Annotated in this window: 8 protein-coding genes; 4 read left to right on the top strand and 4 right to left on the bottom strand. The window is 72.3% G+C overall.

Annotated features, from left to right (window positions below):
- Positions 1 to 1,128 precede the first annotated feature (1,128 nt).
- Both JQX11_RS31410 and JQX11_RS31405 read left to right on the top strand, forming a co-directional pair.
- Positions 1,129 to 2,475 (top strand): DivIVA domain-containing protein, encoded by a 1,347-nt coding sequence (locus JQX11_RS31410; protein ID WP_204928542.1) that lies wholly within the window; start codon positions 1,129 to 1,131, stop codon positions 2,473 to 2,475.
- 164 nt (positions 2,476 to 2,639) lie between these two features.
- Positions 2,640 to 3,386, top strand: coding sequence for an SAM-dependent methyltransferase (locus JQX11_RS31405; protein WP_204928541.1), 747 nt, complete (start codon positions 2,640 to 2,642; stop codon positions 3,384 to 3,386).
- A 140-nt stretch (positions 3,387 to 3,526) separates the two neighbouring features.
- Here JQX11_RS31405 and JQX11_RS31400 read toward each other — a convergent pair whose 3' ends face one another.
- Positions 3,527 to 4,297 (bottom strand): nucleotidyltransferase domain-containing protein, encoded by a 771-nt coding sequence (locus JQX11_RS31400; RefSeq protein WP_204928540.1) that lies wholly within the window; start codon positions 4,295 to 4,297, stop codon positions 3,527 to 3,529.
- A gap of 150 nt (positions 4,298 to 4,447) precedes the next feature.
- Here JQX11_RS31400 and JQX11_RS31395 point away from each other — a divergent pair, with 150 nt between their 5' ends.
- Positions 4,448 to 5,419, top strand: a complete 972-nt coding sequence (locus JQX11_RS31395; RefSeq protein ID WP_204928539.1) for a helix-turn-helix domain-containing protein — start codon at positions 4,448 to 4,450, stop codon at positions 5,417 to 5,419.
- A gap of 209 nt (positions 5,420 to 5,628) precedes the next feature.
- Complete coding sequence (locus JQX11_RS31390; RefSeq protein ID WP_204928538.1) at positions 5,629 to 6,579, top strand: alpha/beta fold hydrolase; 951 nt, start codon at positions 5,629 to 5,631, stop codon at positions 6,577 to 6,579.
- Here JQX11_RS31390 and fxsT read toward each other — a convergent pair.
- The 3 genes from fxsT to JQX11_RS31375 are packed head-to-tail and all read right to left on the bottom strand — an operon-like array spanning position 6,573 to position 12,314.
- On the bottom strand, positions 6,573 to 10,472 hold the full coding sequence (fxsT, locus tag JQX11_RS31385; protein ID WP_204928537.1) for an FxSxx-COOH system tetratricopeptide repeat protein: 3,900 nt from the start codon (positions 10,470 to 10,472) through the stop codon (positions 6,573 to 6,575). The two genes, JQX11_RS31390 and fxsT, sit on opposite strands and share 7 nt — an antisense overlap.
- Positions 10,469 to 11,641, bottom strand: coding sequence for a TIR-like protein FxsC (locus tag JQX11_RS31380; protein WP_204928536.1), 1,173 nt, complete (start codon positions 11,639 to 11,641; stop codon positions 10,469 to 10,471). The genes fxsT and JQX11_RS31380 overlap by 4 nt, the downstream gene beginning before the upstream one ends.
- On the bottom strand, positions 11,628 to 12,314 hold the full coding sequence (locus JQX11_RS31375) for a TIR-like protein FxsC (RefSeq protein WP_204928535.1): 687 nt from the start codon (positions 12,312 to 12,314) through the stop codon (positions 11,628 to 11,630). Before JQX11_RS31375 ends, JQX11_RS31380 begins: the two co-directional genes overlap by 14 nt.
- Positions 12,315 to 12,382: the final 68 nt, after the last annotated feature.

Below are 12,382 nucleotides of genomic sequence, written 5' to 3'. Positions count from 1 at the left end.
TATAAAACAATTGGCACTGGCTTTACAAGCACCCTGTTGAGTTCTCAAAGAACAACCACACACCACCCGGAAGCCCCGCAACAGCAGAACCCCCGACCTGGGGCATTTCCTTCACCACACCCCTCGCTTCCGCGCTGGGCACTTTTACTACGTTACCCGGTGGTATCCGCCATGTCAAACCGCTCTGCAGCGATCCGCACCACTTCCACCACAATTTCCACACACCACGAACACACCCGGCTAACACCGGCGATTTCGTGGGTTCCCGCAGGACGGCCGCCGCAGTTTCCCGCGCACTCGCCCGATTCCCTGCCGGTTGTTCACTCTACCCGGTCGGTTTCGCCCCGCCGCATCGACCCCCTGGGCCGATCCGGAAGCACCACCCGGAATCAGTGACCGCGCTCCGGCCTCAAGGTCTTTCGACCCGTTTCGTCCGTTCCGCGCTGACGGAGAGAAAGTTACGCGTCCGCCGAGATGATCGTCAAATCCGCAGGGGGCGTCTCCGGTCACATGACGTGCCACCACCCCCGACCGAGCCGTTCAGCCCGCACGGCGTTCGCGGCTGAGCTGCGCAAAGACCACTGGGATGAGACTCCTACTGGCCGAACGGCCAGAACCTGCGACGACCGTCGACGACCACGCCACGAGTTCGTGCCGCCACCGGCTGCACCGCGGCCTCCTCCTGCGCGCGCAGCTTCTGGTGCCGGAAGGAGAGGGCCACACCCCTGCCGTCATCCCCGGTGTACCGGTCCTGTTCCCGGTGATCACCGGCTTCGGGTACGGGTTCCGCCGGAACGTGCGGCGCCCCCGTGGCGCCGTCCACCGAGAACCCCCGCCCGCCCCGGGGTGACTGTCCTGGTCACCCGCTCGGCGACGGTCGGACGCACCGTCCGGTGGGCAGACTGCTGCCGGTTGCCGCACCGCGCGGTCGCCGCAGCGCCGACGAGACTGACAGGCACCGATCCCGATCGCGTACGGCGGACCTGCTGGCCGGCCCGGACCGGTGCGTGAACCCCACCGGGGCCCGGTCGCCCGGGACACCGGCCGGCGGTAGTGTTTCGCCCCATCGCGGGCGTGGGGTCGCCCGCGCCGACCTGGATCACCGAGGAGTACGGAGGCTGGCGCCATATGTCCACCGGGGAGGAGTCGTACGCGTCGCGTGACGACGGGTCGACACGGCCGAGCTTCGAGCTCGCGCTGCGGGGCTACGACAAGCGGCAGGTGGACCGGTACGTCGAGCAGATGGACGGCGCACTGTCGACGTTGACCGCCGAGCGGGTCCAGGCGGCCGGCCAGATCCAGGGCCTGACCGCGCACATCCAGCGGTTGCAGGCGGAGCTGACCGAGCTGCGCCAGCGCCCCGTCCAGGTGGACCGGGCGTCCTTCCGTGACCTCGGGCCGATGGTGGACCAGATCCTCGCCCTGGCCGAGAAGCAGGCCGCCGTGATCACCGACACGGCCACCCAACGGGCGAACCAGCTCCAGGGTGAGGCGGAGAAGACGCTGCTCGAGGCCCGGGAGCGGACCGCCCAGGCGCTGCGGGACCTGGATGAGGAACTAATCGCCCGCCGCGACGAGCAGGAGAAGGCGTACGAGGAACGGCGGACGGCGGCCGACGCCGAGCTGGCCGAGATCCGGGAGCGGGCCGAGAAGCTGCGGGCCGAGGGGGAGTCCGCCCACGAGCGGGCCCAGCAGGAGGCCAAGCGGATCAGCGAGCAGACCGCGAAGCAGATCACCCAGACCAGGGCCGCCGCGGAGGCGTTGACCAAGGCGGCCCGTACCCAGATCCAGCAGGAGATCCAGGCGGCCCGGACGCAGAGCCAGCAGGAGCTGGCCCAGTGGCAGGCCACGGTGGAGCGGGAGGTCGGCGAGCGGCGGGCCGCGGCCGAGCAGGAGCTGGCCGAGCAGCGGGCGGCGGCGGAACGTGAGCTGACCAACCAGCACAGCGCCGCCGAGCAGCAGATCGCCGCGTTGATCGCCGAGGCGCAGCAGTACGCCACCGAGGTCCGCCAGCGCGCCGACGAGCAGACCAGCAGCCACCAGGAGCAGCTCGCCACGGTGCAGCGGGAGATCGGCGACCGGCAGAAGGCCCTCGCCGAGGTGCAGGGTGAGCTGGAGATGGCCCGGGCGCAGTTGGCCGAGATCCAGCAGGAGGGTGACACCACCGAGCGGGAGTTGGCGCGTTCCCGGCAGCGGCTGGAGGAGGTGCGTCGCGACCTGACCGCCGAGAACCGACGGTTGGAGGAGGCCCGGCAGGCCGCCGAGAGTGTGGAGCGGCACGCCAAGGACGTCCGGGCCCGCGTGCAGCGGGAGGCGAAGCGGGTCGCCGACCTGGCTGCCGCCGCCGTGATGGCGGCTGCCGCCGGGGGCGGGGAGACCGCCGAGTACCCGACGGTGGCGGCCCGCCCCGCCGCCGGACCGCCGGTCGAGGCGGCCACCGAACCGCCCGCCGACAAGGTGCCGACCAACGTCTGACGTGTGGTCCGGCCCGGGGCGAATTCGCTGTGCCCCGGGCCGGTGGGGACGTAGCCTGACGGCCCCGTCACCACGACCAGCGAACGAGGTGTGTCCCGTGCCCGTGCTCCGTGTGCCGACCGTCCGCTTTCCGCGTCCGTCCACGCACCTCCGGAGTCATCGACATGGATCTCGACCGTAGTTTCGTCATCCGCGAAGGCGACCTTCGCATCCTCAACCCGTTCGACGCCGACAAGCTGGCCACCCTGGGCCGGGTGATCCGGCTGCGTCACGACGACACCCTGCTCGACCTGTGCAGCGGCAAGGGTGAACTGCTCTGCACCTGGGCCCGCGCGCACGGGGTCCGGGGCACCGGTGTCGACATCAGCACCGCGTTCACCGCCGCCGCCCGGCGTCGGGCGGAAGCACTCGGCGTGGCCGACCGGGTCCGTTTCGTCCACGACGACGCCGCCGGATACGTCCACCCGGTACCGGTCGACGTGGCCGCCTGTATCGGTGCGACCTGGATCGGCGGAGGTGTCACCGGCACCATCGACCTGCTGGCACGGGCGCTGCGTCCGGGCGGGATGCTGCTGGTCGGGGAGCCGTACTGGCGGCGGGAACCGCCGGACCAGGAGACCGTCGCCGCGTGCCACGCCACCGTGCGGGACGACTTCGACGATCTTCCCGGGCTGATCGGCCGCATGCAGGGGCACGGCTGGGACGTGGTCGAAATGGTCCTCGCCGACCAGGACAGTTGGGACCGGTACGCCGCAGCGCACTGGCTGACCCTGCGCCGTTGGCTGGACGCGCATCCCGACGACGCGCTCGCCGGGTCGTTCCGGCGGGAGCTGACCGAGGACCCGCCGCGGCACGTCCGGTACCGGCGGGAGTACCTGGGCTGGGGTGTCTTCGCCCTGCTGCGGCGCTGACCCGGCCGGGGGCGGTCCGTCAGGGGCCGCCCCCGGCCTGCCTGCGGCGACACGGACCGGCGCGGGCTGTGCGAACCCGGCGGCTGGTCACGGTGGGAGGGCGGAGCGGCACCGGCGGCCGGCCCAGCGGCGTCGCGCGGTCAGCCGGCGGTGATCTCGTCGAGCACCCGCTGTTGGAAGGCGCGGGCCGCGGCGGCGGTCGGCGGGGGGCCGCCGGCACGGGCGTCGACGCAGCGACGCACCAGTTCGGGGTCGCCGCCGAGGGCGATCGCCCGGTGGCCGGCAGCGACCTTGGAGAGCCAGTCGCCGTCACGGAGGCGGACCAGCGCGCGGCAGGCGTTCAGCACCGCGTCCTCCGCGCCGGGGGCGGGGGCGTCCCCGGGTGGGACGGGCCGGGCCAGCCACCAGCGCAGCGCCGCCTCCGTCAGCGTGCGCAGGTCGTCCGGGGACAGGTCGGCGAACATCTCACCGGGGGGCGGGCCGGTCAGCGGGTGGCCCCGCTGGTGCAGGATGCTGCGGTCCAGGCCGTACCAGAACCGGCCGTCGGCGGCGGGCCGTTCGGACGGGTCGAGGGTGGCCCGCAACGGCATCGCCGCCCCGGTGTTGAGTTCCACCTCGAAGCCCGGCTCGCCGGTGCCGGAGGCGGCGACCGCACGGGTGTAGACGACCAGTTCGAGGCCGCGTGCCGGACAGGGCAGCGCCTCGTGCCGCAGCCGGGTGACCAGTTCCTGCCGGGTGGGTCGGGGTAGCGCGTCCCGGCAGACCAGCGCCACGTCCACGTCGCTGCGGCCCGGCTGGTACGCGTCCAGCGCCACCGATCCGGCGGCGTAGGCGCCCACCAGATCCGACCCGAGCACGTCCCGGGCGGTGCCGACCAGGTCGGCGAGGTAGCGGTGCACGGTGGTGTCCATGCCGGTCATCCTGCCGCCCGCGCCGGTGGCGGTGGTGGTGCGGCTGCGGCGGGTCGGGTAGGGGCCGCCGGGCGGCGTCGGGTTGGGGGGACCCCTGGCGCGGACGCCACGGGTGGGACAGACTTGAGGCCCGACAACGAGGACGGGGGCATGGGCAGCTCCACACAGGACGATGCGGCGGCGGATTTCGTGCGGGAACTGACCCACTGGCGTCACCAGCGGGGCATGTCCAAGAAGGAGCTGGCCGAACGCACCGGTTTCGACCCGTCGTACGTCAGCCACATCGAGAACGGTCGGCACCAACCCACCGAGGAGTTCGCCCGGCGGGTCGAGCTGGTGTTGGACAGCGGCAACCGGATCTGGCAGCAGTACGTCGCCTTCGCCGACAGCCGTGGCGCCGGGGGCCGCCGTTCCCCGCTCGGCCCGACCGCGGTTCCGCCCCCGGCCGGGTCGCATCTGGTGATCGAGGACGAGCAGGCCAGCCTCTCCCTCGTCGACGGGGTGTACGAGTGCCGGTTCCGGCGGGTGCTGCACAGCGTGGGCACCGAGCCGATCACCCGGCACACGGTGCAGATCGACATCGACCGGTTCCCCGACGATCCGGCCCGGTCGACGGTCTTCCACGGTCGCCATCCACTCACCATCGACGAGGTCGACTTCCGGGCGACCATCGGCGTCGACCAACCGGAGCCGATGCGGTGGCGGGTCGGGCGCAGCCGGGACGCCTTCCTCAAGATCGTGCTGTTGCTCGACGGCGGGGGCACCCCGGTGCCGCTCTATCCCGGCCAGCGCACCGTGGTGGACTACTCCTACCGGGTGCCGGCGTGGAAGTTCGGCGACTGGTTGCAACGGGACATCCGGTTGCCCACCCGCAACCTGGTGATCCGGCTCGACTTCCCGGCCGAGACGGGCCCCACCGTCTGGGGCAACGAGACCTCGTTCACCGCGGAGAGCAGCGCCGAGGTGCGCCCGGACGGTCGGGAACGGCAGGGGCGGATCGCGTACGAGTGGGTGGTGTCGCGGCCCCGGTTGCGGGCGCAGTACCGGGTGGAGTGGCGCTATGCCGATCCGCGCGCCGCGCTGGTCGACGCGCCGTCGGATATCCGACCTCTGGCCTGCTGAACGCCGCCGCCGATTCGTCCGGACGTTCCGAACGGACGGGCCGACAGGTGTCGTTTCCGACAGATCCGGCCCGTTGTTCGGGCTCGCCATAGCGGTGTGGCGGGCCCGACCGTTAGGCTCGAAGGCTGAACGGGGGCGACGAAAACATCGTTTCCGCTCGATGCGGGTTGCGAGTATTTGCTGGTAGTGGCACCGGAAGGCAGGCTGGAGTGACCCGAGAAGGTGAGCCTGGGCCGCGATACGCCCACCGCGCGGACAACAAGCGGGTGGCGTACGAGGAGACCGGTGCTCCCGACGGGTTCCCCGTCTTCCTGATGCACGGCACGCCCGGCAGTCGGCGGGGGCCGAAACCCCGGGGCATCGTGCTCTACCGGATGGGCATCCGGTTGATCGCCTACGACCGCCCCGGTTACGGCGACTCCGAGCGGTTCGAGGGTCGGGACGTGGCCGACGCCGCGCGGGACGTGGAGGCCATCGCCGACCAGCTCGACCTGGACCGGTTCGCGGTCGCCGGCCGCTCCGGTGGCGGGCCGCACGCGCTGGCCTGCGCCGCCGACGAACGCCTGCACGGCCGGGTGAGCCGGGTCGCGGTGCTGGTCAGCCTTGCCCCCTCGGACGCCACCGGCCTGGACTGGTTCGACGGCATGAACACCGACAACCAACGGGGTTTCGGGGCCGAACGGCCGGACACCGACGCCGTGGTGGAGGAGATCCGGCAGCGGGCCGCCCGAGCCGCCGAGGACCCCCGGTTCCTGCTGCGGGACCTGATGACGCAGATGGGTCTCCCCGACCGCCGGGCGATCAACGACGCGGCGCTGCGCGGCATCATCTTCGACACCTACCAGGAGGCGTTGCGCACCGGCCCGTACGGCTGGATCGACGACGTGCTGGCGTTGCGCCGGAACTGGAAGTTCGACCTCGACGCGATCGACACCAGGGCCACCCCGGTGCGGCTGTGGCACGGCGCGGAGGACACCTTCGCCCCGGCCAGCCACGGCCGCTGGTTGGCCGAGCGAATTCCGGGCGCCGAGATCGAGGTGCAGCCGGGCGCGGCCCATTTCGACGCCATGCAACAACTGCCCCGCATCCTGCGCTGGCTGAGCGAAGCGGGGACACCGGTGAACTCTGATGTGCTCATCGGCGCCCAGCCCGGTCAGTAGGGGTGCGGGTCGAGGACCCGCCGCACGTACCGCCCGTCGCGCAGCACCACCACGCTCGGGTGTTCCTGCCCGATCCGGTCGGCGAGCCGGTCCGCCAGCCGCATCCGCCCGATGCTGACCACTCCCCCGCTCGCCGCCTGCCGGGCCGTCTCCACGTTGCCGAGGCTGCGCAGCGTGTCCGGGTGGTCGGCCCCCAGCACCGCGGTCAGCCGGGCCACCACGGCCTGCAACCGGGTGAGGCCCTCCTCGGCCTGCCCGGTGAGGAGGGTGAAGACGGCGACGTTGTTGTCCGCGCCCATGCTGAACGGATGCTCGGGTCCCAGCACCTCCCGCAGCCCGTCGGCCGCGGCCACGGTGAACGCGTACGCCTCCTCCTGCACCCCCGCGTCCCACAGGGCCACCCCCCGGTTGAGTTCACACACCAGCGTGTAGGGGTGCCGTGCCCCGAACACCTGGGTGAGGGTCTGCTGCACCTCCTCCAACTCCGAGCGTGCCTGCACCCCCTGCCCCTGGAGCATCAGGTTGGCCGTCCGGCTCAACCGGCACAGCAACGTGTCCGGGTTGGTCGGCCCGACGGTGGAGCGCAGCCGGGTGTAGGCGTCGTCGAGCAGCCGGCCCGCCTCGGCGATCCGGCCGGTGCTGCGCAGCGACGTCGCCAGGTTCGCCTGCGCGGTGAGCACGGGCCGGAAATCCTCGCCGAAAACGCGGCGGTACGCCTCGACCACCTCCCCCAGCAACGCCACCGAGGCGCGGTAGTCCCCGGTCTCCCGCAGGTCACGCGCGTAGTTGTTGGCCGAGAGCAGGGTCCGGGGATGCTCCGGGCCGAGCACGACCCGCAGCCTGCGGTAGGTCGTCTGGTCGATGTCGAGCGCGCGGGCGAAGTCGCCGGAGAGCCGGTAGGAAGCGGCCAGGTTGTTGGCCGCGTTCAGGGTGCGCCGGTGGTCCTCCCCGAACACCTCCACGGACGCGTCGTAGGTTCGCAGATCCTGCTCCAGAGCCTGCTGGTAGCGGCCGAGGGCCCGCAGGTCCGCCGCGTACCCGCCGGCGGTCATCAGGGTGTACGGGTGGCTCTCGCCGATCAGCTCCTCCTGCTGGCGTAGGGTCGCCTCGTCGAGGGTCAGGGCCTGCTCGAACTGGCCGAGGTTGCGCAGCAGGTTGGCCCGGTTGAAGCGCAGGTTGAGCAGCTGCACACGCAGCGACCGGTGGGCGCCGGTCTCCGGGGACAGCCCCTCCAGCATCGTCGTCCAGGTCTTGTCCGCGTCCTGGGCGTACTGTGCGCCCTGTTCGAAGCCGCCGTTGAGGAAGATGTACCGGACCCGGTCGATGACCAGCTGCCGGACCGTGTCGTCGTGGCAGGACACCGCCTCGGAACCGTCCAGGTGCGGCCACAGGTGCCGGTAGCCGGACTGGAAGGCCGGGTCGTCCACCTCGCCGGAGGGGCGGGAACCGGCGAGGATGCGGTGCACGTCGTGCTTGACCTCGGCCAGCTCCCGCTCGGACATCCGGGACCGCAACGCCGCCTGCAGCAGCCGGTGGATCTGCACCCGCTGGGCGTGCAGGTCCACCTTGATCAGGGCGAGCCGGTTGATCCGCTGGACCAGCGCGGCGGCGATGTCCCGCTCGGAGACCCGGTCGGTGACCTGCGCGGCGACCAGTTCGTCGTGCGGGGCGATGACCTTCGCCACCTGGTCGCCGTAGAGCAGGTCGAGGGCGATGTCGGGGGCGAGCACCGAACCGAGCTGCAGCAGCCGGTAGGCGCCCGGGGACTGCTGCCGCAGGCCGGCCAGGGAGCGGCCCCACACGTCGCTGTCCGGGCCGGTGCGGGCCAGCCCGGCCAGGTAGGTCGCGACCGAGTCCGGGCTCTCCGCCAACCACGCGCCGGCCAGCGCCACCAGGATCGGCACGTCCTCCACCGCCTCGGCGACCTGCTGCGCCTCGGCCACGGTCATGCCCCGGCGGCTGGTCCGGCCGATCAGGTGGCTGACGCTCTCGCCGCGCTGGAAGGCGTCCACGTCGACCGCGCGGGCCAGGTCACCCCAGTCCGGGTTGCGGGTGGTCACCAGCACGTGCCCCTCGCCCTGGGGGAGGTAGTCCCGGACGTGCTCGTACTGGTCGACGTTGTCGAAGACGATCAGCCAACGCAGGGGCGGCCCGTCGGCGCCCCGGCCGCCACCGTGGCTGAACCAGTCCCGCACCGCCCGGGCGTTGTCCGGCACGCTCTGCAGGTCGGGCAGGTTGAGCCGGCGGCCCAGGTCGGCGAAGCGGACGTCGATGAACTGCACCGGGTCGGCTTCCACCCACCAGATCACGTCGTAGGCGCCGTGGAAGCGGTAGGCGTACTCGGTGGCGAGCTGGGTCTTGCCGATGCCGGCCCCGCCGCGCAGCGCCACCGGGACCCGTTCCCGGGCCGCCGTCTTCAGCTCCTCGCGGAGGGTCAGCAGCAGCCGGTCCCGGCCGGTGAACCGCACGTTGCGCGCCGGGGCGTAGAAGACGAGCGGTTCGACGCCCGGGTAGCGGGTCGCCGGCACCGGCCGGTCCCGGCCGTCCGTGGGCCGGCCGACCAGCTCCCACACCTGCTCGGCGGCGGCCGCGGCGCCCCGTTCGTAGACGGTCGCCCAACTGCCGGGCGGGGTGTCCACCGACGGGGTGGTGTCGTCCAGGTGCAGCGCGAGCGCCGGGGAACCCGCGGCGCCGCCGAGGGCCCGGCGGGCGGCCAGGGAGGAGCGGGACACCAGGTGCAGCTCGCGGGAGGCCGTGCCGGCCGGCACCGTCGCCGGGGCGCCCAGCGGGGTGGCCAGCACCCGCAGGTCGGCGGCGTGCAGCGCGGACTGTACCCACTCCGCCCACGCCTGGTCCTCCGGCACGTACCGCAGCACGATCAGCTCGTCGACGATCACCGGTTTGCGTTCGAAGCGTTGGAAGGTCTGCCGGCGCAGCCCCTCGTCCATCCGGGGCAGCCCGGCGACCGTGCCGTTGGTGATGTGCCGGGTCAGCGCCTCGTACGCCGACAGCAACCCCCGGCTGCCCGGCACGTCGCCGAACGTCGCCAGGGTCTCCTCGTAGGCGTAGTAGGCGCGGTAGGGGACCTCGACGGAGAGCCAGTAGTCCTGCCGTTCCAGCTCGGTCATGCCGCTGGGCAGCCCGGTGAAGCGTTGCATGGCCAACGCCCGGCCGGCGTCGGTCTTGGTCTTCTCCCCCTCGTCGACCCGCATCGGCACCGGCAGCACCCGGCGGGCGCGGCGTCCCTCGTAGCCGCGGACCCGGGTGGCGACCGAGGCGGCGCCGTCGATGCCCTGGTCGCTGAGGGTGAAGCAGTCGACCAGCACGTCGGGCAGGTGGATGGTGCAGATCTCGGCGACGTCGCTGATGCCGGTGCGGCTGTCGATCAGGGTGTAGTCGTAGTGCCGCTTCATGTCCGCCCGCAGCGCGTCGAAGAACTGCGCGCCGCCGAGCCGGTTGTAGAAGTTGTCCCAGTTCAACCCGGTGACGCTGGTGGCGTAGTCGGGGTTGTGCCGGCCGGCGAGCAGCAGGTCCAGGGTGCCGCCGCCGGGGAACTCCCAGCTCACCGAGAAGGCGTACTTGTGGACCCGGGCGTACTGGCGGTGCCAGTCGCCGGGGCGGGAGTCGTCGCCGGCCTGCCGGCGGCGGGCGTTCTCCCACTCGTACTCCAGGATCAGGTCCATCACGCCGCCGGTGGAGGCGACCTGGTCCGGATCGAGGAACGGCGCGAAGAACCGGTGCAGGCCGGGGGATTCCAGGTCCCAGTCGGCGACGAGCACCTGGTGGCCGTTCGCGGCGAGGATCCAGGCGGTGTTCGCCAGCGCCATGGTGCGACCGGTGCCACCCTTGTACGAGTAGAAGGTGACGACCTGGCCGTCGCGGGGTGGAGTCATCGTTCTGCCTTCCCTCGCCGTACGTCGAACGGTCCGACCGGCCCCAGGCTCGGCTTCGGATCGTGCGGGCCTTCCGGCGGATCGACCGGCCCGTGCCGGAGGAACTGTTTGCGCGCCTCGGTGACCAGCAGCGGCGCGCAGCGCTCGAACTCGTCGATGGTGCGCACCGGCAACACCCGGGGGAACCGGGCGTTCTGCAAGGTACCGGCGATCTCCTCGGGTGCCTGCTCGCCACGCGCATGGTCGGCGGCGATGACGAGCGGGACCACCCACTGCGGCAGCCCGTCGAGCGCGGCGCGGGCGGCCTCGACCCCGACCCCGGCGTCCACCAGCACCACCGCCGGACTGTGCGGGGCCCGGTCACGGGCCTCGGCCAGCCCGACCACCCGGGTGGGCAGACCGAGCCGCTCGGCGGTCGCGGCCACGTAGTCGGCGACCGCCAACTGGTGCTGGTCGCCGTAGGGCCGCCAGCGGGCCTGGTCGGCGGCGAGGGTGGTGACCACCAGCGCGGCGCCCGGACCGTCGGGGACCGGCCTGCTGATCAGGGCCGCCGCCCGGGAGCGGGCGAGCGGTTGCTGCTCGGTCACCGTGACGATCCGGTCGGCCAGCGCGTCGCGTAGCCGCCGGTACTGCGGGCCGTAGGCGCTGAGCTTGCACAGCGCGCGCAGCCCGTTCTCGGCGTAGTCGGCGCGGTCGTCGGGGTGGTCGGGGTGGTCGGTCACCGAGAGCGCCTGGACGATCTCGGGGCGGTCCTCCCAGGACGGCAGCGGCATCCACAGCACCGGCAGCACGTGCCGGTCGGCGTGCCCCGCCGGCAGCCGGACCAGCCGGCTGCGGAACGAGTCCCGTTCGCCGAGCGCCCATGCGTTGCGGAAGTAGTTCGGCGAATAGAGCGGCACGAACACGTGCGCGAGGCTCAACGCGTCGGTGAGGGTGCGGCGCAGGTCGGCGCCGGGGACGACCTGGCCGTCGAAGAAGCCCGCCTCGATCTCGACGGTGCGCCGGGGATGCTCCCGGACCGACTTGGCGAGGTCCTGGAAGAACTTGCCGACCCAGTAGTCGGTGTCCGGCCGGGCGGCGTCGGACAGCGGGACGGAGTGCGCGTAACTGAGGAAGAAGTAGGTCTCCTGCCCGGGCGTCCCGACCGGCGAGGGGTCAGACCAGGTCATGCCCGTCCTCCTCGAACCGGTCGCGCAGCTGCCGCAGGTCGGTCGTGACCGCCGGCTCGACCCAGTGCGTGCGGTACGCGCGGGCGATCCGCTGGGCCAGCCGCCAGACCACCGCGTCGTAGGCGTCCTTGCCGTTGCTGCCGAGGCTGAGCAGGCCGTAGATGCCCTCCTCGTGGTACTGCGGGGCGATGTCCGAGGGTAACCGGGTGGGGGTGAACATCTGCCGCCGCGACACGACCTCGGGCACCCGTCGACGGTCCACCACCGACCAGTTGACGGGGATCACCGGCGTCTCCCCCACCGACGGTTCGGCGTCCGGGCGGGGTACGGCCCGCCGCCGGGTGAACGCGTCCCACTCCCGGGCACACCACTGGCTGCGCAGGTACTGCGGCGAGACGAGCGGGATGAAGACCTGGCAGTGGCCGGCGGCGAAGGCGAGATCGTCGGTCCACAGCTGCCCTCCGTCGAGCATCTGGTCCATGAAGCCGGCCATGCGGCCCGGGCCGAGGCCGAGCAGTTCGACGACGTGGTCGGAGAGGTCGACGAAGAGCTGGGAGACCTTCTTGTTGTTGTCCCGCGGGGGCGCGACCGCCCGGGGTCGGGTGCGGGTGCGGGCGTAGCTGAGGAAGAACACGGGGGCGCTCTCGTCCTCCCGGAACTGTTCCTCCACCACCTACCGCTCCCGCCCGGCGTCGCCGCTCCCGGCCGACCACAGTATCGACAGGTGCCAACCCTGCGCTG

This window comes from Micromonospora humida (genome assembly GCF_016901255.1).
Taxonomy (GTDB): domain Bacteria; phylum Actinomycetota; class Actinomycetes; order Mycobacteriales; family Micromonosporaceae; genus Micromonospora; species Micromonospora wenchangensis.
Note: the sequence above shows the minus strand (reverse complement) of the source record. Positions and strands in the feature narration are given on the sequence as shown.

Coding starts and splice junctions, on each gene's coding strand:
- JQX11_RS31410 (WP_204928542.1), top strand. CDS start 1,129: ATGTCCACCGGGGAGGAGTCGTACGCGTCGCGTGACGACGGGTCGACA.
- JQX11_RS31405 (WP_204928541.1), top strand. CDS start 2,640: ATGGATCTCGACCGTAGTTTCGTCATCCGCGAAGGCGACCTTCGCATC.
- JQX11_RS31400 (WP_204928540.1), bottom strand. CDS start 4,297: ATGGACACCACCGTGCACCGCTACCTCGCCGACCTGGTCGGCACCGCC.
- JQX11_RS31395 (WP_204928539.1), top strand. CDS start 4,448: ATGGGCAGCTCCACACAGGACGATGCGGCGGCGGATTTCGTGCGGGAA.
- fxsT (WP_204928537.1), bottom strand. CDS start 10,472: ATGACTCCACCCCGCGACGGCCAGGTCGTCACCTTCTACTCGTACAAG.
- JQX11_RS31380 (WP_204928536.1), bottom strand. CDS start 11,641: ATGACCTGGTCTGACCCCTCGCCGGTCGGGACGCCCGGGCAGGAGACC.